The sequence below is a fragment of the Actinacidiphila sp. bgisy145 genome, from assembly GCF_057708125.1.
On record NZ_JBYIRL010000064.1, the window covers coordinates 1 to 19542 of the forward strand.

General features: G+C 74.9%; 14 protein-coding genes and 1 pseudogene. 7 read left to right on the forward strand and 8 right to left on the reverse strand.

What is annotated here, in order from left to right; all coding sequences use genetic code 11:
* Positions 1-69 precede the first annotated feature (69 nt).
* Positions 70-3645 carry a choice-of-anchor D domain-containing protein gene (locus AC3ERT_RS34740; protein WP_435179021.1) on the reverse strand — a complete coding sequence of 1192 codons (3576 nt, stop codon included), beginning with the start codon at positions 3643-3645 and terminating at the stop codon, positions 70-72.
* A 368-nt stretch (positions 3646-4013) separates the two neighbouring features.
* Between AC3ERT_RS34740 and AC3ERT_RS34745 the strand changes: the two genes are divergently transcribed.
* Both AC3ERT_RS34745 and AC3ERT_RS34750 read left to right on the forward strand, forming a co-directional pair.
* Entirely contained in the window at positions 4014-6881 is a 2868-nt protein-coding gene (locus AC3ERT_RS34745) for a helix-turn-helix transcriptional regulator (protein ID WP_435179023.1), read from the forward strand.
* 294 nt (positions 6882-7175) lie between these two features.
* Positions 7176-8798: a S53 family peptidase gene (locus AC3ERT_RS34750; protein ID WP_435137641.1), complete on the forward strand. Its 1623-nt coding sequence runs from the start codon at positions 7176-7178 to the stop codon at positions 8796-8798.
* Between the two features lie 163 nt (positions 8799-8961).
* Here the strand turns inward: AC3ERT_RS34750 and AC3ERT_RS34755 are convergent, their stop codons facing one another.
* From AC3ERT_RS34755 to AC3ERT_RS34765, 3 genes are all read right to left on the reverse strand, one after another.
* Complete coding sequence (locus AC3ERT_RS34755) at positions 8962-9792, reverse strand: SAM-dependent methyltransferase (protein WP_435137644.1); 831 nt, start codon at positions 9790-9792, stop codon at positions 8962-8964.
* Between the two features lie 61 nt (positions 9793-9853).
* A complete protein-coding gene (locus AC3ERT_RS34760; RefSeq protein ID WP_335976605.1) occupies positions 9854-10102 on the reverse strand; it encodes a DUF397 domain-containing protein in 249 nt (82 codons plus the stop codon).
* Positions 10099-10965, reverse strand: coding sequence for a helix-turn-helix domain-containing protein (locus AC3ERT_RS34765; RefSeq protein WP_335976608.1), 867 nt, complete (start codon positions 10963-10965; stop codon positions 10099-10101). Before AC3ERT_RS34765 ends, AC3ERT_RS34760 begins: the two co-directional genes overlap by 4 nt.
* Positions 10966-11258: 293 nt before the next feature.
* Between AC3ERT_RS34765 and AC3ERT_RS34770 the strand changes: the two genes are divergently transcribed.
* Together AC3ERT_RS34770 and AC3ERT_RS34775 are read left to right on the forward strand one after the other, a co-directional pair.
* Positions 11259-11678: a roadblock/LC7 domain-containing protein gene (locus tag AC3ERT_RS34770; protein WP_335976611.1), complete on the forward strand. Its 420-nt coding sequence runs from the start codon at positions 11259-11261 to the stop codon at positions 11676-11678.
* On the forward strand, positions 11675-12325 hold the full coding sequence (locus tag AC3ERT_RS34775) for a Scr1 family TA system antitoxin-like transcriptional regulator (RefSeq protein WP_435137652.1): 651 nt from the start codon (positions 11675-11677) through the stop codon (positions 12323-12325). The genes AC3ERT_RS34770 and AC3ERT_RS34775 overlap by 4 nt, the downstream gene beginning before the upstream one ends.
* Positions 12326-12341: 16 nt before the next feature.
* On the opposite strand, the gene AC3ERT_RS34780 is transcribed toward AC3ERT_RS34775, so the two are convergent.
* On the reverse strand, positions 12342-13301 hold the full coding sequence (locus AC3ERT_RS34780; protein WP_435179025.1) for a helix-turn-helix domain-containing protein: 960 nt from the start codon (positions 13299-13301) through the stop codon (positions 12342-12344).
* A 148-nt stretch (positions 13302-13449) separates the two neighbouring features.
* On the opposite strand from AC3ERT_RS34780, the gene AC3ERT_RS34785 reads away from it, so the two are divergent.
* Positions 13450-13914, forward strand: a complete 465-nt coding sequence (locus AC3ERT_RS34785) for a hypothetical protein (RefSeq protein WP_435137658.1) — start codon at positions 13450-13452, stop codon at positions 13912-13914.
* 45 nt (positions 13915-13959) lie between these two features.
* Here the strand turns inward: AC3ERT_RS34785 and AC3ERT_RS34790 are convergent, their stop codons facing one another.
* Both AC3ERT_RS34790 and yczR read right to left on the reverse strand, forming a co-directional pair.
* Positions 13960-15474, reverse strand: coding sequence for an APC family permease (locus AC3ERT_RS34790; RefSeq protein WP_435179027.1), 1515 nt, complete (start codon positions 15472-15474; stop codon positions 13960-13962).
* A gap of 130 nt (positions 15475-15604) precedes the next feature.
* Positions 15605-17068, reverse strand: a complete 1464-nt coding sequence (yczR, locus tag AC3ERT_RS34795; protein ID WP_435137664.1) for a MocR-like transcription factor YczR — start codon at positions 17066-17068, stop codon at positions 15605-15607.
* Between the two features lie 93 nt (positions 17069-17161).
* Here yczR and AC3ERT_RS34800 point away from each other — a divergent pair, with 93 nt between their 5' ends.
* Positions 17162-18016, forward strand: a complete 855-nt coding sequence (locus AC3ERT_RS34800; protein WP_435179029.1) for a glutamate racemase — start codon at positions 17162-17164, stop codon at positions 18014-18016.
* Between the two features lie 112 nt (positions 18017-18128).
* Positions 18129-18560: pseudogene (locus AC3ERT_RS34805) on the forward strand (YczE/YyaS/YitT family protein); the annotation flags it as partial.
* Between the two features lie 103 nt (positions 18561-18663).
* Here AC3ERT_RS34805 and AC3ERT_RS34810 read toward each other — a convergent pair.
* Entirely contained in the window at positions 18664-19530 is an 867-nt protein-coding gene (locus tag AC3ERT_RS34810; RefSeq protein WP_335976627.1) for an SURF1 family cytochrome oxidase biogenesis protein, read from the reverse strand.
* Positions 19531-19542 lie beyond the last annotated feature (12 nt).

Below are 19542 nucleotides of genomic sequence, written 5' to 3' on the forward strand. Positions count from 1 at the left end.
CCCCCCCCCCCCCCCCCCCCCCACCGCCGGTGAGGGGCCGGGATCAGGCGGTCCCGGCCCGGTCGCGGGTCAGATGTTCCAGACCTGGAACTCGGAGAGCTGACCGGCCGGCCAGCCGGTGTTCGCCGTGAAGTTCAGCCGGAAGTAGCGCTGGCTGGTCGCGGGGAACGTCAGGGTGACGGTGTTGGCCGCGGTCGGGTTGAAGCTGTAACTCGCCGACGCCTTGAGGGTGGTGAAGGTGGAGCCGTCGGTGCTGCCGCTCAGCGACAGGGTCTGGCTGCGGGCCGCCCAGCCCGCGGGGAGCTGGAGCACCACCCGGCTGGCGCTCTGCGCGGAGCCGAGGTCGACCTGGACCCACTGGGGGAAGGCGTTGTTGGCGCTCTCCCAGTAGCTGTCCTGGCTGCCGTCCGTCACGTTCGACGAGGGGTAGACGTCGGTGTGGCTGGACTCGGTGGTCGCCTTGTGCAGGGCCAGGTCGGCGCTGACGGTGGCGGTCCCGGTGCCGGACAGCGCGACGGTGGTCGGGCCGTCGGAGGCGTCACCGGTGACGGTGAGGGTGCCGGTGCGGCTACCGGTGGTGCTGGGCGTGAAGGTGACGCTCACCGTGCAACTGGCCTTGGCTGCCAGCGAGGTGCCGCAGGTGTCGGTCTGTGCGAAGTCGCCCGAGGCGGTGATCGAGGAGATCGGCGCCGCCGCGGAGCCGTTGTTGGTGAGGGTGACGGACTGCGCGGTGCTGGTGATGCCCGGGGCGACGCTGCCGAAGTCCAGCGAGGTCGGGCTGGCGGCGAGGGTCGCGGAGGAGGGCGGGGTGGTGGTGCCGCTGCCGCTGGGGAAGACCTCCAGGTCGGAGAGTTGGGCCGCGCTCCAGCCGGTGTTGGCGGTGATGTTGATCCGGACGTAGCGGGCGGTGGCGGCGTCGAAGGTGAGGGTGACGGTGTTGCCGGATGCCGGGTCGAAGGTGTGCGCGGCCGAGGCCACCAGGGTGGAGAAGGTGGAGCCGTCCGTGGAGCCCTGCACGGACAGGGTCTGGCTGCGGGTGGCCCACGCGGTGGCCGGCGGCAGCTTCAGGACGACCTTGCCGACGGAGAAGTTCGAGCCGAGGTCGACCTGCGCCCACTGCGGGAACGCGTCGGCGACGCTCTCCCAGTACGTCGAGGTGTCGGCGTCGGTGATGTTCCCCGCGACGTAGGGGGAGTTGCTGCTGCTGGCGGTGGCGGCCTTGCCGGCGGCGATGTTCGTGCCGCTGTCGATGCCGGTGCCGCTCAGGGCGACGGTGGTCGGGCTGTTGTTGGCGTTGCTGGTCACGGTCAGGGTGCCGGTGCGGGCGCCGCCGGTGGTGGGCTTGAAGGTGACGTTGACGGTGCAGGACGCGCCGACCGCGACGGTGGCGCAGTTGTTGGTCTGCGCGAAGTCGCCGGTGGCCGAGACGCCGGAGACGGTCGCGGCGGTGGTGCCGGAGTTGGTGACGGTGACCGCCTGGGCGGCTGAGGTGGCGCCGACCACGGCCGCGGCGAAGGAGAGTCCGCCCGGGGCGGCGGCGAGCACCGGGCCGGGCGCGGTGCCGGTGCCGGACAGGGCGACGGTGCTGGTGACGCCGCCGGCGTTGACGGTCAGCGAGCCGGTGCGTGAACCGGTCGCGGTCGGGCTGAACTTGACGCTGACCGTGCACGAGCCGCCGGCGGCGATGGAGCTGCCGCAGGTGTTGGTCTGCGCGAAGTCGCCGGTGGCACTGATCGAGGAGACGGCCGCGGCGGAGCCGGTCGGGTTGGAGACGGTGACGGACTGCGCGGCGCTGGTGCCGCCGGTGGCGACCGAGCCGAAGGACAGCGCGCTCGGGCTGGCGGTCACCCCGGAGGCCGGGTAGGGCGGGAAGACCGGGGTCGGCCAGGGTCCGCAGAGCGGGGTGCCGTCGATACCGGAGTTGCCGCCGCCGTCGGTGACCGCGAAGTTCCCGCCCTCGCAGCTGTAGACGGGCGAGGACGCGCCGACCCCGGTCGCGGTGACGTTGGTGAACTTCGCGGCGCCGCCGGTCTGCTCCTGGAGCGCGAAGGTGCCCGTGCCCGCGATCGTCACATTGCTCAGGTTGACCCCGCTCACCGTGCCCTCGACCCACTGCACGGCCTCGTACGGGCTCTGCTCGATCAGGGCGTTGGAGACGTTGATCGGGCCGGTGATGGCGCCCTGGCTGCCGTCGAACCACAGGGCGCCGACGCCGAACTGCCAGTTCGGGTCGAGGCTGCCGTCACGTATCAGGGTGTTGCCGCTGATGGTGGTGGTGCCCACCGGGGTGGAGGTGAAGCGCTGCCCGACGTGGATGCCGCCGCCCTGGGCCAGGCCGGTGTCCTGCACGAGGTTGCCGCTGACGGTGTTGTCGTGGCCGCCGTAGATCGCAATGCCGTTGGCCAGGATCTGCAACTGGACGGTGTTGCCGGAGATCGTGTCGTTGGCGTCCGCGCCCAGCGAGGAGTCCGCCCAGGTGGCGATGCCGTCGTCGCCGGTGTTGCGGATGTCGCTGCCGCTCACCGAGGAGTTGGTCACCCCGCCGTGGAAGTTGATGCCGTCGGCGGTGGTGTCGCGGATGCGCATCCCGCTGAAGGCCAGCTTGTCCATCGGGCCGTCCATCCAGGCGCCGACCTTCAGGTGGTCGATCCACAGATCGGCGACCGAGGAGTTGCTCATCGCGCCGCCGATCCCGTTGACCTGCGCGCTGTCGTCCCGCTCCTGCACGTCGCCGAAGATCGCGAAGTCCTTCAGGTGCACGTTGGTGCTCGGCGACGGCGCGGAGTTGCCGTAGAAGCCGGGCGCCGCACCGGTGACGGTGGAGTACCACATGCCGGCGCCCGCGACCGTCACGTTGTTGACGCTGATGTGCCCGGGCACCTTGAACGTGCCCGGCGGAATCCACACCGTGCCGCCGGAACCCGCGGCGCTGATCGCCGCGTTGAAGGCGGCGGTGGAGTCCGCGGCGCCGCTGGCGTCGGCGCCCTCGCTGGTGACGGAGACGGAGCCGGCCGGCTGGGTGAGCGCCGCGCCGACCTGCTCGAAGTCGGCGAAGTCCAGCGTGTAGGAGGACGCGGTGTCGCCCGAGTCGACCTGGAACTTGAAGGTGGTGCCGGCCGGATAGGTCGTGGTGAACAGCCGGTGGGCCTCGTCGTAGAAGTGGTGCGGGTTGCTGCCCGGGGTGTTGGTGAACGGGTAGCTGCCGTAGTACCAGGAGTACGCGTTCGTCAGCGTGAAGTCCGGCTGCTTGGTGCCGTTCACGTACAGCGACAGCGGTGCGGTGTAGACCGAGCCGCCGGCGCTGTCCGGGATGCTGTAGCGGAAGTCGATCGAGTTGGTGGCGACCGGCGTGGTGAACGTGACGTACTTGCCGGTGCCCTGGAGCGTCACCGCCTTGCGGTAGGACGCCTCGTCGGCCAGCTGTCCCTGGGCGTAACTCGGGCCGATCACGGTGCCGTTGGTGGCGGAGTTCTCCGCCTGCACCTCGGTGTAGGGGAGGTTGGCGCCGCTGCCGCCGGTGGCGGCCGCGGCGGTGGCCGCCGCCGCCGGCTGGAGGGCGAGGCCGAGTACGCCGCCCGCGGTGAGCACCGAGAGGGTGCCTGCGACCGCGACCGCGCGTCTGAGACTGCGCAACCGTCTGAACACGTCTTGCTCCTTTCGACACTGCCGCAACGCGAGGGACCGTAACGGCTGCGACACATCGCCGCAATATCCAGATCCTCTTTCGTTGAATACCGACTTTTTCTTGCAAGATTGAGTGTGATCATTTGAGCGCCCGCGGCGCGCGGCAGCGGGGTGCGCGCCGGGCGCACCGGGAAGGCGACAGGCGGGTGCCGGGCGCGTTTCCGCGGCTTGCGCGCGGTCACCATCACGTGAAAACGGGCAGGCCGCAGCGGTGCGCGCCATTGACAGGCCACCCGCCCAGTGATTGTCATGGACGCAGGTCGGGACACGTCCTGACCACCTGTTCCCGCTGTTCCCGCGGCCCGAGAAGGAGGAGGTCGGTTCGCACCGTGGCACCCGAAGCCGCCGACGCGGCACCGGTCCACCGGCCGTACGCGCACCCCGCCGCCCTGCCCCCGCGGACCGGCGGCGGCCCGCTGCGGCGCCCGTGGACCGCGCCCACCGGGCGCGAGGCGCTGCTGGAGGAGGCGTGGCAACACCTGGGCCGGGAGGGCGGGTTGCTGCTGCACGGGCCGGCCGGCATCGGCAAGTCCGTGGTGCTCGACGCGCTCGCCGCGCGCGCCGCCGACGCCGGCGCCACCGTCCTGCGCTGCTCCCCCGCGCCCGCCGACACCCCCCTGCCCTACCTGGGCGTCATCGACCTGTTCGCGCGGGTACCGGAGGACGTGGTGCGGGCGCTGCCGTCCGCGCCGCGCACCGCGCTGCGCACCGCGCTGCTGCGCGAGCACGGCCCGGTCGGGCCGTACGGCGGGCTCGCGGTGCGGCTGGCGGTGCTGGAGGCGCTGCGGCGGCTGGCCGTGCGCGCGCCGGTGGTGCTGGTGGTCGACGGGTTGCAGTGGCTGGACCGGCCCAGCGCGGAGGTGCTGGCGTTCGCCGCGCGGCGCTTCGACGGCGCGGACGTGCGGATCGCCGCGACCGAGCGGGTGGCCGAGGACGCGCTGCCCGCACGCGCGGACTGCTGCCCGGCCGGCAGCGCCCAGGTCGCGGTGCCCGCGCTGGGCGACGACGACGTCACGCTGCTGCTGCTCGCCGCCGGGGTGACCCTGCCGCCGTCGGTGCTGCGCGCGGTGCTGCACGCGGCGGCCGGAAACCCGCTGTACGCGCTGGCGTTGGGCGCCGGCGCGCTGCGCGCCGGCGCCCCGTCGCCGGCCGACGGGCACCTGCCGGTGCCCCCGCAGCTGCGCGCCCTGGTGCTGGAGCAGGTGCGCGCCCTGCCCGAGCCGGTCCGCGCGGTGCTGCTGCTGGCCGCCTCCGCCACCCGCCCCACGCTCGCGCTGCTGCGCTCGGCGGCCGGCACCGAGGCCACCGCGGCGGCGCTGGAGGCCGCCGAACGGTGCGGTGTCGCGTCCTGCGACCCCTCCGGCGCGGTGCGGTTCGGCCACCCGCTGCTGCCGGCCGCGCTGTGCGCCGACGCCGCCGGCCCCGCCCGCCGCCGCGCCCACGCGCTGCTGGCCGACGCCGTCGGCGAACCCGTGGCCGCGGCCCGCCACTTGGCGCTGGCCCACCCGCAGGCGGACGAGGCGACCGCCCGCCGGGTGATGGCCGCCGCGTACACCGCGCGCGAGCGCGGCGACGCCGCCACCGCCGCGGAGCTGGCCGCGCTCGCCGCCGGCCGCACCCCGGCCGACCGCACCGGGCCGCACGACCAGCGGCTGCTGGCCGCCGCCGGGTTCGCCTGCGACGCCGGACACCGCGAGGAGTCCGAGCGGATCGCGCAGCGCGTGCTGGACACCTCCACCTCCGCGCCCGGCCGGGTCGCGGCCCGGCTGGTGCTGCTGCGCAACGCCGGCCAGGCGCTGCGCGACAAGGCGGCGCTGATCACGGACGGGCTGCGGGAGGCGGCCGGGGACCGGGCCCTGGAGGCGAAGCTGTACGACTGGGCGGCCCTGCGCGGCCTGCTGTGCGGGGAGTTGGCGCAGGCGGCCGAGCACGCGCTCCTCGCGGCCGGGCGCGCCGCGGCCGTCGGCGACACAGGCACGGAGGTGGACGCGCTGTCCACGCTCGCCCGGGTGCGCTCGCTGACCGGTGAACCGGCCGCCGCCGAGGCCGCGTTGGACCAGGCGCTGGCCCGCGCCGACCACGGGCCGCGCAGTTGGGGCATCCAGCGGATGCGGGCGATCCTCACCCTCGACTCCGACCGGGTCGCCGCCGCCCGGGAGCAGGTGCTGGCGCTGCTGGACACCACCGGCGGCGCGGCCGACGTGGAGCAGGACGTGGCGTCGCTGGTCGCGCTCACCCGGGTCCAGGTGCGGGCCGGGGAGTGCCGGGAGGCGCTGCGCACCGCGGCGCACTGCGCCCAGGTGGTCGCCGACGCGGGGCTGACGTCCGCGCCCGCGCTCTACGCGGCGGCGCTCGCCGAGACGTTCGGCGGGGACACCGACCACGCGTGCCGGCTCGCGGTCGACGCGGTGGCCGCCTCGCAGGCCGACGGCGACCAGCTGTTCCTGCTGCGGGCGCTGGCGGCGCTGGGGCAGGCCGCGCTCTTCGCGGGCGACCGGCGGCGGGCCGCGCAGGCGGTGGAGTCGCTGCGCCGGGCGCTGGAGATCGGCGCGGCGATGGGCGCGGTGGACCCGCCGCTGCTGGGCTGGCACGCCGACCTCGCCGAGGCGCTGGTGACCGCGGGTGAGACGGACGCGGCGGCGGCCGTGCTCGGGCAGGCCCGCGCGCGGGTGACGGGTGCGGTGCCCGGCAGTGTGCTGGCGGCGCTGGAGCGCACCGAGGGGCTGCTGGCGGCGGCGACCGGGCACGCGAAGGAGGGGGTGGAGCGCTTGCGTTCGTCCGTGCAGCGGCTGCGCGGGTCGGAGCTGCCGGTGGAGCTGGTCCGTACGCTGACCGCGCTCGGCACGGTGGAGCGCCGGGCCCGGCACCGTACGGCGGCGCGGGCCGCGCTCGCCGAGGCGCTGGAGCTGGCCGAGGCGGTCGGCGCGGCGCCGCTGGCCGCCCGCGCGGGCGACGAACTGGCCCGGGTGGACGCGGTGGTGCGCGGCGCCGCCACCCCGGCGGGCCTGACCCCCGCGGAGGCGCGGGTCGCCGACCTCGTGCGCGGCGGCGCCACCAACCGCGAGGTGGCCGCGGAGCTGTTCATCAGCGTGAAGACGGTGGAGGGCACCCTCTCGCGGCTGTACCGCAAGTTCGGCGTCCGGTCGAGGACGGAACTGGCCCATGTGATGGCGTCCGCGGGCCCGCACCCCGCCTGACGCGCCGGAAGACCGGCCCGCCCGCCCGACCCGCCCGCCCGAAGTGCCCTCCCGACGTGCCCGGTCGGCCGCGACCTGCCCAACCGCCGGAGTCCTCCGCCGTGTTCGCGCACCCGCACCCCGCGGACCCCCACATCTCGGGCACACTCCGGCCACTATTTCCCCACGTCCGCCACAGGAAACACATCGTTAACAGTCGTCGCAAGGGTTCCCACGCTTATGCGGCCGTCCCGGCCGCACCTAGCGTGGTGGGCGTCCCGAACCGGACACCATCCCCCCTCCTGGAGGATCTTCGTGACGCTCCGTCTGAAACTGCTGGTCGCCGCCGCGACGCCGGCGCTGCTGGCCGCGGCGATCCCGGCCGCGTACGCCGCCGCCCCGCAAGCGGACTCGGCCCGCACCTCCCTGTCCGGCGACGTGGTGCCGGGCCTGTCCTCGCACGCGGTCCGCACCGGTGACGTCGCGGCCGGAAAGCAGATATCCGTCGCGGTGAGCCTCACGGCCCGCAACGAAGCCGGGCTGGACGCCTTCGTCGCCAAGGTCAGCGACCCCCACTCGTCGTCCTACGGCCACTACCTGACGAAGGCCCAGTTCGCCGCCGCGTACGGCCGCAGCGACGCCGACGTGCAGAAGGTCACCGACTACCTGCGCGGCCAGGGCCTGAAGGTCGGCAAGGTGCACTCCGGCAACCTGCTGGTCGACGCGACCGGCACCGCCGCCCAGGTGAAGAAGGCGTTCGGCACCTCGCTGTCGAACTACAAGGACAGCGCCACCGGCCGCACCTTCTACGCCAACACCGCCGCGCCCTCGGTGCCCTCGTCGATCGCCTCGATCGTCGGCGACGTCTCCGGCCTGAACAACCGCGCCCTGCTGCACCACCAGGCGGCGCAGGTCACCCCGCACAACGGCCCCGGCGGCGGCTACACCCCGGCGCAGATCAAGGGCGGCTACAACGTCTCCGGCGCCACCGGCAGCGGCCAGAAGGTCGCGCTGCTGGAGTTCGACGGCTTCCAGCAGTCCAACATCACCAAGTACGACAGCTACTACGGCCTCAGCTCCACCGCGCCCACCGTGAGCAAGGTGGACGGCGGCTCCGGCTCGCTCGGCGACGGTCAGGTCGAGGTCGAACTCGACATCGAGGTGCTCAACGCGGTCGCCCCGGCCGCGAACATCACCGTCTTCGAGGGCCCGAACTCCGACGCGGGCGAGGTCGACACCTACCAGGCGATCGTCGACAGCGGCATCCCCGTCACCTCGATCAGCTGGGGCGCCGCCGAGTCGCAGCGCACCAGCTCCAACATCAGCGCCGTGGACGCCGTCTTCAAGCAGGGCGCGGCCGAGGGCCTGGGCTTCTTCGCCGCCTCCGGTGACGACGGCTCCGACGACGCGGGCAACGGCGGCAAGTCCGTCGACTACCCGGCGTCCGACCCGTACGTGACGGGCGTCGGCGGCACCACGCTGACGGTCACCTCGGCGAACGCCTGGAGCAAGGAGACCGCCTGGTCCGGCGGCGGCGGTGGCGTGTCCACCAAGTTCACCATCCCGAGCTGGCAGACCTCGGTCCAGCAGAGCGCGGGCGGCGGCAAGCGCCAGGTGCCGGACGTCTCGGCGCTGGCCAACCCGAGCCCGGGCGTGTCCATCTACTCGCAGGGCAGCTGGGGCCAGGTCGGCGGCACCAGCGCGGCCGCGCCCGAGTGGGCGGCGTTCGCGGCGCTGTACAACCAGCAGGCCGCCGCGGCCGGCAAGCCGAACCTCGGCTTCGCCAACCCCACGCTCTACACCGCGGCCGGCACCGGCTTCCACGACATCACCAGTGGCAGCAACGGCGCCTTCTCCGCCGCCAAGGGCTGGGACTTCGTGACCGGCTGGGGCTCCTACAACGCGGGCACCCTCGCCTCCACGCTGCTGGCCCAGTGAGGTGACGGCCTGCGGGCCGTGACTACACCCCGCGGCCCGGACGGGACTTCCCGTCCGGGCCGCTCATGTGGTTCGGCGCCGCTCACGTGGCTCGGCGCCGCTCACGTGGCTCGGCGCCGCTCACGTGGCTCGGCGCCGCTCACGTGGCTCGGCGCCGGGCGCGCTACCGCTTGCGGCCGATCGCGGCGTAGACCGGGGTGCGGTCGCTGCCGGCCGGCTCCGGCCACGGCATCGGCACCGCCAGCTCCGGGTGCCAGCGCGGCGCGACCACCAGGCCGGGCGCCACCAGTTCGAAGCCGTCGAAGAAGCGCGCCACCTCGTCGTAGGACCGCACCTGCGCCGGGGTGCCGCCGGCCCGGTAGACCCGCACCACCCCGTCGCCGCCCTCGGCGTCGAAGTCGCCGGTGACCTGGCTGATCGCGAGGTAACTGCCGGGCGCGAGCGCGTCGGTGAGGGTCTTGACGATGCCGTGCGGGTCGAACTCGTCGGAGATGAAGTGCAGCAGCGCCACCATCGTCATCGCGACCGGCCGGCTCAGGTCCAGGTGCGCCCGGGCGGCGTCGAGGATCTTCTCCGGCTCCCGGACGTCGGCGTGCACGTAGGAGATCCGGCCCTCGGGGTCCTGCGCGGCGAGGTTCTCGGTGTAGCGCAGCACCGTCTTGCTGAAGTCCGTGCACAGGATGCGCGCTTCGGGCCGGGCCGCCTGGACCACCTGGTGGTAGTTGGGCTCGGTGGGGATACCGGTGCCCACGTCGATGAACTGGTCGACGTCCGTGTGCTCGCCGAAGTACCGGGCCATGCGCAGCAGCAGCATCCGGTTGATCCGGGCCGCCTCCTTGATCCCCGGGTAGGCGCGCTCGGCCGCGTCCACCCGCTCCCGGTCGGTCTCGAAGTTGTCCTTGCCGCCGAGGATGTAGTCGTACATGCGGGCCGGACTGGGCACGTGCGCCTCGTCGCCGGTGGCGGGGCCGCCTTCGGCCGCCGGTTCGTTCACTGTCGTCTCCCGGGAGGTGTCGGTACGGTCCGGCGCGGTGCGGGGCCGGTGCGGGGGCCGGTCACGGGGCGTCCGGGCGGACCAGGAAGTCCGCCCGGCCGTCCTTGGCCGCGGCCACGAACTGAGCCACCGCCGCGGCCGGGAAGATCAGTGCCGGCCCGCCGGGGTCGGTGGACTGCCGGACCGCGACGCGGCGGCCGGGTATCAGCTTGACCTCCACGCATGCCTCGCCGTTGGTGCCGCTCCACGGGCGGGTCCAGCCCTCGGCCCCCAGGGCGGCGGGGGCGCTGTCGACGTGTGTCGGGTTCATCGCAGGTACTCCTTGCGCAGGGCCTCCAGGAAGCCCTTGGTGCGTCGCCTTGCCAGTGCTCCGGTCATCAGGTGCTCGAACGTCGAGCGGTACAGCTCGACGTCGGCCGTCTCGTCCCGGTACGCGGTGCCGCGCAGGCTGTCGACACACGCGATGTCCGGGAAGTCCGGGATCGGGAAGCGGAAGAGCGTGAACGGCCCGAACGCGCCCCGGTGCAGGCCCGCTTCGAAGGCGTGCACCTGGAGCGCCACGTTCGGCAGGTCCGCCGTCCGCAGCAGCCACTCGATCTGCTCGGCCATCACCGCGCTGCTGCCGGCCGGGCGGCGCAGCGCGGTCTCGTCGATCACCGCCCACAGGAACGGCGGGCCGTCCGCGCGGGTCAGCACGCGCTGCCGCTGGAGCCGCAGCGCGACCCGGCGGCGCACCGCCTCGTCGGAGTCGCCCGGGAAGCCGAGCCGGATCACCGCCTCGCAGTAGGCCGGGGTCTGCAACAGGCCCGGCACCACCTGCGGTTCGTAGGCGCGGATCTGGGCGGCGGCGCTCTCCAGGCTGACGTACACGCCGAAGCGGACCGGCAGGACGTCGCGGAAGTCCTGCCACCACCCGTACTCGTTGGCCTTGTCGACCAGCGCGAGGAACTCCACGGCCTCCGCGCCGGTCACGCCGTACAGCTCCAACAGGGCTTTGACGGTGGTGTAGTTGAGGGACGTCCTGGCACCCTCCAGGCGGGTGACGGTGGACTGGGCCACGCGGATACGCTCCCCCGCCTGCGCCGCCGACAGCCCGGCCCGCTCGCGCAGGTCCCGCAGCCTGCGGCCGAGCGAGATCTGCAACACCGTGGGCGCGGCACGACGTTCACTCACCGCGATGCGCTCCCCCTCGAATCCCCCTCGAAAACGTACGCCCGGCCGGACCGGCTCGCGGCGGCCACCTCGCAGTCTGCCACGCCCGGCCCGGCCAGGCACCCCGCATCATGCACTTTGCCCCTTGCGGAGTGATCGGACGCACGCGCATAGTGAAGCCGTGACCTTTGCTGTGACGGTTCCTCAGGCGGCCACGCGCGGACCGCGCGACGCGCGGGAGCCGGCGCCTGGCCGACAGGCGGCGGTGACGCCGTGACAGCGGGGCACGACTCCCACAGTGATCCGGAGACACCATGATCCCCACCGTCCGCCCCGACGTGCAGAAGACCGTCGAGGAGCACCTCGAACCGGTCCCGGGGGTGCGCGGCGCCCTGGTGGTCACCGCCGACGGGGAGGCGCTGGGCGCGTACGGACTGGACGGCAAGCGCGTCGAGTACTGGGCCGCGATGGCCGCCACGATGATGGGCGTCGCACGGCGCGCGGCCGAGCACGCCGACGGCGGCGCCATCCGCACGCTGGTGCTGGACATGGCCGACGGGCGGATCGTGCTCGCCGGGACCGGCGCGGACAGCGTGCTGCTGGTGATCGCCGGACCGCAGTGCCGGCTCGAGCCGGAGGGCGCCGAACTGACCAAGCTCGGAGCGGAGTTGGCCGCGATCCTGCGGGCGGAGCCCGGCACGGCCGCGGACGGCGGCTCAGGCGCCCCGTCATGACGGACCCGGGCGCGCCCGCCGGTCCCGGCGCGCCCAGGGTGCCCGGCCCGCGCAGGGCCGCCACCCCGGCGGCGCTGCACGACCTCGCGCCGGGCTGGGCGCAGCGGCTCGCGGCGTGCGTCGGACGCGCCGGGCGGGTCCGCGTCTACGCCCTGACGGTCTTCCCGCGGGTGCTGTGGACGGCCGGCTACGCCCACGCGCTGCGCATCGCCCACCACCTGCCGGCCGACCGCTTCACGCCGCAGGCCCGGGTGCCCGAGGGGGTGCCGGTCACCGCGATCCTCGACGAGATGGTGCTGTGCCACCTGTGGAACGTCGCGCTGGCCCCGGCGGTGGCCGCCGCCCAACTCGACCATGTGCTGGGGCTCGTGGCCCGCGGCACCCTCACGGTCCGGCTGGTGGGCATGCACGCCCAGCCCACCGACGCCCCGCTGCTCACCGAACTCGTCCGGGCGGGCGGGCGGCACCGGCTCTTCGCCGAGGAGTTCGGCGACTTCTCCGGGGTCCGCTACCGCGCCGCCGCCTCCCCCGGGCCGTATCCGGGCCTGCTCGACACCGCGGAGAGCCGTGCGATGCCGCCCGCGGCCAGCCTCGCCGTCCTTCAGGCGGCCCGCCGCCAGGCCGTCCGGGCCCGCGCCGCGTCGTAGGGCCGGTCAGGGCCGGTCAGGAGCGGTCGGCGGGGGCGCGGAAGGCGCCCAGCGACCTGCGGTAGGCGCCGGGCGGCATGCCGTATGCCTCCTTGAACGCCCGGTTGAACACCGCGGGGTCCGTGAACCCCCAGCGCGCGCCGATCGCCGCGACGGGGTGGCCGGCGCGGCCGGGCCGGGCCAGGTCGGTACGGCACCGGTCCAGCCGGAGCTCGCGGACGAGGGCGGCGACCGTGCGCTGCTCCGGGCGGAAAAGGTGGTGCAGGTAGCGCACCGAGATGTGGTGGGCGTCCGCGATCGTCTGCGGCGTGAGTTCCGGGTCGGACAGGTGCGCCTCGATGAAGTCCTTGACCCGGCGCAGCAGCACGCTCTGCCGGGTCTCCGGCGGCAGCAGGTCCGCCCGGTCGGCGAGGCCGCCGAGGAAGGCGGAGGCGAGGTGGACCGCGGCCGCGCCGAGGCGTTCGGCCTCCCACCCGCTCCACTGGGCGCCGGCCAGCCCCTGGAGGAACCCCGCGAGCAGGGAGCCGGTCCCCTGGGCCGGCAGCCGGCGCGACAGCAGCTCCCGCATCGACCGGTCGGGCACCGGCACCGAGGATTTCGGCAGGTGGAGGATGGTCAGCCGGCCGCCCTGGGTCACCCGCATCCGCACCGGCTGCGACGTGTCGTACAGCAGCAGGTCGCCCGCGGTGACCTGGGCGTGGTTGCGCGCCTGGTCCAGCACCATGATCCCGCCGGCCAGGTAGCCCAGCTCCCACAGCTCCGGGTCGGCGCGCCGGACCAGCCGCGCGGTGCGCACCGAGGCCAGCGGCGGGAACGACAGGACGGACACCTTGACGGGGCCGAGTTCCAGCGCCGCGCTCGAGGCGCGGAAGTCTTCGCGGTGGGGGCTTTCGATGTGGGTGGGCGCGAGGTCCTTCAGGAGCAGGTCGCGCCACCAGCCGAACCGCTCGGCCTTCGGCACGTCGGTCGTGTGCATCTGAGCCCAGCCCATTCCCCCGCCCTCGCACTGCTTTTCACCGTGTGCCAACAACGGTGCGCTATGGGTCAATTACCCCGGTCCGCTCGCGCGGAACACTTCTGGTCAACGCCCCATCCATCCCACGGGAAACGGAGGAACCACGACCATGAACGCCAGTACACGCATCACCGTCGCGCTGTCGGCCGCGCTGCTCGGCGCGGGCGCCGCCCTCGGCACGCCCGCCGCGGCGGCGACCGCGCCGGGCGGTGCCGCCGCGCACGTCGCCGGCCAGACGGACCGGGCGCGGCTGTGGACCCAGGTCGGCAGCGGCGCCAACGGCTACACCGACATCGTCCACGCGTACCGGTCCGTCGGGCACGGCTACTACAAGGGCAAGGTGAGCGGCAAGCTCAACCACTACCACGCCCCCAAGAACCGCCAGGTCGTCGTGGTGTTCCGGATCGACGGCCGGCTCGGCGGATACTCCAAGGTGACCAAGAGCAACCACGTCTCCTTCAGCAAGACCTACAGCAAGGCCAAGAAGGTCTCCGCGCGGATCTGCCTGCACCGGCCGGGCGTCACCATCAAGCTCAACTCGGGTGTCTCCTACTGCAGTGCGTGGTGGGGGTGATGCCGTCCGCCTGACCTGCCGTCAGATGCGAGGCGCCGGCCGTCGTCAGGTGGCCGTACGGCGGGCGGCGCGGGGGTCGCGCTGGGCCGGCAGGCCCGGGCGGCCCTCGCCGGCCCGCAGCCCCGCCAGGAGCGCGTAGCGGTCGGGGCGGGCCGCGCGCAGCCGGCATGCGTAGGCGGCGCCGCCCGCCGCCGCCACCGCCAGCAGCCAGGGCAGTGCGGTGACGGCCGGGGCCGAACTGCCGGTCAGCGCGGGGAAGTCGCGCAGCACCAGCACGGTGGCCGCCAGCAGGCCGGCCGCGCCCAGGGCCGGGGCGAGCCGGGTGTGCCACCAGTGGCCGGGCCGGCGGCGGTAGTAGCCGAGGACGGCGACCGACGCGGCGGCCTGGAGCGCGATGACACCGAGGATGCCCAGGCCCAGCAGCGCGGACATGCCGGGGTACGGGTCCGGGCCCGCCGCGGCGCAGGCCGCCGCCACGGCCGCGGTCAATGCGGTCTGTACGGCGCCGGCCCGGTGCGGGGCGCGGTGCCGCGGGTGCACCGCGTCGAGCCGGCCGGGCAGCAGCCGGTCCCGGCCGAGCAGCAGCAGATAGCGGGCGGCCGCGTGGTGCAGGGCGAGCCAGCTCGCGAACAGGCTGGCGCAGAGCAGGAGTTGCATGGCGGTGGCGGCCGGGCCGCCCAGGTAGTGCGCGCCGAGGCCGAAGAAGAGGTCCCCGAGGTGCGCGGCCGCGGTGGGGCGGACCCGGTCCGCCCCGAGCGCGCCGACCGCGACCCAGCTGGTGAGCACGGAGCAGGCCGCGACCAGCAGCACCGCCAGGAGCGTCGCGCGCGGCACGCTGCGGCCCGGGTCGCGCGCCTCCGCCCCGTACAGCGCGGCCGACTCGAAGCCGACGAACGAAGCGAACGCGAACATCACCGACACGCCCGCGCCCGGCGCGAGCACGCGCCGCGGGTCGAAGGACGCGGCCGGGAGCGCGGCGGTGCCGTGCGCGGCCAGCACCGCGACGTCGAGCGCGAGCAGCGCCGCGGCCTGTCCGGCCAGGCACACCGCGAGCACGCGGGCGCTCGACCCGGCGTGCCGGCAGCCGAGTACGCCCACCGCGGCCAGCCCCAGCGCGCCCCACACCTGCCACGCCAGGTGCAGCCCGTGCGCGGCGGCCACGCCCTGCGCGGCGTACCCGAACGCGTCGAGCAGCGCCACCACGACCGCGGTGTACGCCACCACGGCGACCATCCCGGCGCCGACCGCGGCCGGGCGCCCCAGGCCGCGAGCGACGCACCCGTAGAAGCCGCCGCCCTGGCCGACCTCCCGGCTGATCGCGGCGTACCCGCAGCAGAAGCAGAGCAGGGTGAGCCCGGCGAGCAGCAGCAGCGCAGGCACCGCGGGGCCGGCGCCGAGCGCGAAGGACAGCGGCAGCGTGCAGACCGCCGTGGCCAGGGGGGCCGCCGCGGCCACCGCGATGAAGGCGACCTTCGGGGTGGTCAGGGTGCGGGCCAGCTTCGCCCGGGGCGGCGACGGCCGGCCGGGCCGGCCGGCGGCGGGCGCGGTCTCAGGTGGCACCGAGGGCGACATACCCGGATCTTCCCGGCAAGCATCCGTGCGCGACGGCCGACCGGACCGGCCGTCCCCCGCCAGGGTGACCCGCAACCACCCCAACACCACACGGGAGGCGGGCGATCCGCCGCCGGGGTCAGGCGATCCAGTGCGGGCGGCGCTGCGCCGCGGGCGACGGCAGCCCGTCGGCGAGCGCCGCGGCCATCCGCCGCACCGCTTCCCGCAGCGTGTCGGCCGGCGCCGTGTAGGGGATGCGCAGGCGCTGCTCGAACAGGCCCGGGTCGGTGGCGAAGTAGCCGCCGCCCTCGATCCGCACCCCGTAGTCCAGGACGCGTTCGGCCAGCGCGGTGGCGACCGGTGCGCCGAGGTCGACCCACAGCGACAGCCCGCCGGGCGGCAGGTGCCAGCTCCAGTGCGGCAGGTCCGCGGCCAGGGCGGCGGTCAGCGCGTCGCGCCGGGCGCGCAGCAGGGCGAGCCGGTCCGGCGCGGGGCCGCCGTCCGCGGCGGACAGCAGGTCCAGCGCGAGGAGCTGGTCGATCACCGAGCCGCCCATGTCGGAGGAGACGCGCTGCGCGGCGAGTTCGGTGACCAGCCGCGAGGGGGCGCGCAGCCAGCCGATGCGCAGGCCCGCCCAGTGTGTCTTGCTCATCGACCCGATGGTGACGACCTGCCCGGCCCCGCCCGGCGGCGCGTGCGAGGCGAGCGGCGCGGGTGCGGGGACGTCCAGGGCGAGTTCGGCGAGCGTCTCGTCCACGATCAGCCAGGTGCCGGCGCGCCCGGCGGCGGCGAGCACCCCGGCCCGCTCGGCGTCCGGCAGCAGGCAGCCGGTGGGGTTGTGGAAGTCGGGGATGAGGTAGGCCAGCCGGGGCATCGCCTGGCGCAGCGTGGACGCCACGATCCCGGTGTCCCAGCCGGTGTCGGCCACCGGGACGGGGACGGTGCGCAGCCGGGCGCGCCGCATCGCCTCCAGGGCGTTCGGGTATGACGGGTTCTCCACCGCGATCCGGTCGCCGGGCGCGGCCAGCAGGCCCAGCACCAGCGTCAGCGCGTGCTGGGCGCCCGAGGTCACCAGGATCTGCTCCGGTACGGTCGCCAGCCCGCGCCGGGTGAAGCGCTCCGCCACCGCCGCCCGCAACTCCGGCAGCCCGTACGGGTGGTAGCCCGCGGCGTGGGTGTGCTCCGCCAGCCGCGCCCCGACCCGGGCGAGCGCGTCCGCCACGGCCGGTCCGGGCAGCCCGAGCGCCGCCCGGGCCAGGTCGATGCCCGCCGCGGGCGCCCCCATCGCCCTCGTCACCCCGCGCGGTGTACGGCCCTCGGGCAGCGCCGTCCACGTCCCGGCGCCCTGCCTGCTGCGCGCGTACCCGCTCTCCCGCAGCAGGTCGTACACCGCCGTGACCGTGGCCCGGCTCGTCCCCAGCGCCTCGGCCAGCTCCCGCTCGGCCGGCAGCCGCACATGCAGCGCGATCCGCCCGTCCAGGATCAGCTCCCCCACCGCCCGCGCCAGATACCGGTACGCGGGCCGGAACCCGGCCGGCTCCGGCAGCATCGCCGCCAGCTGCCGGCTCCCCAGCCGCCCCCCGCCCCGCCCCACCGCGTCCATACCACTTTCCCTCGATTGGCCATGTCATCCAGTCCAATCACCTTACAGACTCCTCCCCATCCACCCGCCTCACCAAGCCCCCGAGGAGCCTCCATGCCCCCGCCCGTCCCGTTCCCACCTCCCGCGGCCCGGCCCCGCCTGGCCCTCCTGGACGCCGGCCTCGGCCTGCTCGCGGCCGCCGCCGCGCTGCGCCGGCTGCGCCCGGACGCGGACCTCGTCCTCACCTCCGACCCCGACGGGATGCCGTGGGGCCCGCGCACCCCCGCCGACCTGGCCGCCCGTGCCATGGCCGTCGCCGAGGCGGCGGCCGCGTACCACCCGGACGCGCTGGTCGTGGCCTGCAACACCGCCACGCTGCACGCGCTGCCCGCGCTGCGCACGCGGTTCGAACCCGGTGTGCCGGTGGTCGGCACCGTCCCGGCGGTCAGGCCCGCCGCCCTGCACGGCGGGCCGGTGGCGGTGTGGGCCACCCCCGCGACCACCGGCAGCAGCGGCCAGCGCGCGCTGATCGACGCGTTCGCCGACGGGGTGCGCGTGGCCGAAGTGGCCTGCCCCGGGCTGTCGGACGCGGTGGAGCGCGCCGACGAGGAGGCGGTCGGGGCCGCGGTCGCCGCCGCGGTCGAGCGGACCCCGGCCGACGTGCGCGCCGTCGTCCTCGGCTGCACCCACTACGAACTGATCGCCGGACACGTCCGCGCGGGCTTCCTCCGGGCCGGCAGGCCGCCGGTCGAGCTGCACGGCACAGCGGACGCCGTGGCCGCCCAGACGCTGCGCAGGATCGGCGTCCCGGCCCGACCGTACGCACCCGCCGTCGGCACGCTGAGGGTCCTCCACAGCGGGCGCCCGGCCGCGCTGCCGCCCGCCGCGCTCGCCTATCCCGAAGGCCGCGCGCTGCTGTCGGGCACCGACGCGGCGGCAGGGGAAGGGGGCGGCGGCCGTGGGCGGTGAGGCGGCGAGGAGCGGGGTCGCGCTGGGGTATGTGGCGCTCGGGCGTGATCCGTGGCGGCGGATGCCGCAGTTGGTGGTCGGGCTGGCGCTGTACGGGTTCGGGTTGGCGGCCATGGTGCGGGCGTCGCTCGGGGTCAGTCCGTGGAGCGTGCTGTACGAGGGGGTGCAGCGGCACAGTCCGCTGAGTTTCGGCGCGGTCAACGCGCTGGTCGGGGTGGCGGTGCTGCTGCTGTGGATTCCGCTGCGGCAGCGGCCGCGGTTCGGCACGGTGCTGAACATCCTGGTGCTGTCGTCCGCCTCGGACCTGGGGCTCGCGCTGTTGCCCGCGCACCCGGGGTGGGCGGCCCGGGTCGGCCTGCTGCTCGGGGGCGTCCTGGTGAACGGGGTGTCGATCGCGATCTACGTCGGCGCGCGGTACGGGCCCGGGCCGCGGGACGGGCTGATGACGGGCGCGTCGGCGGCCACCCACCGCTCGATCCGGTTCATCCGCACCCTGATGGAGGTCACGGTGCTGGTGGCGGGGGTGGCGCTGGGCGGGCGCCCCGGCCCCGGCACCGTGCTGTACGCGGTGTCGATCGGCCCGATCGCCCAACTGCTGCTGCCGCGCCTGGCCTACCGGACGCCCGAGGAGCGCGGCGGCGCGCCGGTCAGGTCCGGGCGGCGGTCTCCGCGCCGGGCGCCGGTTCGTCCTCGGCCGCGGGCCGCGGCGGAGCCGCGGCAGCGGCGGCCGCCTTCTTGCGGCGCTCCTTCAGGTCCTGCCGCAGCAGAATCCACCAGCCGACCGGCACCATGAGCGCGAACAGCCACCACTGGATCGCGTACGGCAGGTGGACGCCCTGGCCGACGACCGCCATGTCGGTGCCGGAGGTGTCGCTGCCGGGGGCGCCGACCTGCTCGGCGGACTCGCCCTTGGTCAGCGGCGGGCTGGTCCGAACGAGCTCCAGGTAGCCGCTGAGCACCGGCTCGGCCAGCTTCTTCGCCTGCTGGGTGCTGTTGATCAGCATGAACTGGCGGGCCGGCAGGCCCCCCACGTCCCGGATGCCGCTGAGCCGCGAGGTCTCGTCGAGCTGGAAGCGCCCGGTGAGGGTGACCGTGCCGGTCGGGGTCTTCGGCACCGCGGGGAAGGCCGCGGTGTCGTCGGCGGGCGCGATCCAGCCGCGGTTGACCAGCACGGCGTCCCCGTCGGCGGTGATCAGCGGGGTGACCAGGAAGAAGCCCTGGTCGCCGTTGGCGTTGGTACGGCGCCGGACCACGAACTCGTGTGCGGCGTCGTAGTGCCCGGTGGCGGTCACCGGGCGGTAGCGCAGGCTGCCGGGGATCTTCGCACCCGGGTGGGTCAGCGTCTGGATCGGCACCGGCTTCGCGTGGATGGCCAGCGAGATGCGGTGGTTGCTGCGCTTGGTCTGCTCGTAGCGGTGGTACTGCCACAGGCCCAGCCGGCCCATGACCAGTATCAGCACCACGAACAGCAGGGTCAGCAGAATCCAGCGGCGGGTGAGCAGGACGCGAAGCACGGAACGACGGTA

Excerpts from the sequence above, each read along its gene's own strand:
- AC3ERT_RS34775 (WP_435137652.1), top strand. The coding sequence starts at position 11,675 with ATGACGGACCCGGGCGCGCCCGCCGGTCCCGGCGCGCCCAGGGTGCCC.
- AC3ERT_RS34800 (WP_435179029.1), top strand. The coding sequence starts at position 17,162 with ATGCCCCCGCCCGTCCCGTTCCCACCTCCCGCGGCCCGGCCCCGCCTG.
- AC3ERT_RS34770 (WP_335976611.1), top strand. The coding sequence starts at position 11,259 with ATGATCCCCACCGTCCGCCCCGACGTGCAGAAGACCGTCGAGGAGCAC.
- AC3ERT_RS34785 (WP_435137658.1), top strand. The coding sequence starts at position 13,450 with ATGAACGCCAGTACACGCATCACCGTCGCGCTGTCGGCCGCGCTGCTC.
- AC3ERT_RS34780 (WP_435179025.1), bottom strand. The coding sequence starts at position 13,301 with ATGCACACGACCGACGTGCCGAAGGCCGAGCGGTTCGGCTGGTGGCGC.
- AC3ERT_RS34760 (WP_335976605.1), bottom strand. The coding sequence starts at position 10,102 with ATGAACCCGACACACGTCGACAGCGCCCCCGCCGCCCTGGGGGCCGAG.
- yczR (WP_435137664.1), bottom strand. The coding sequence starts at position 17,068 with ATGGACGCGGTGGGGCGGGGCGGGGGGCGGCTGGGGAGCCGGCAGCTG.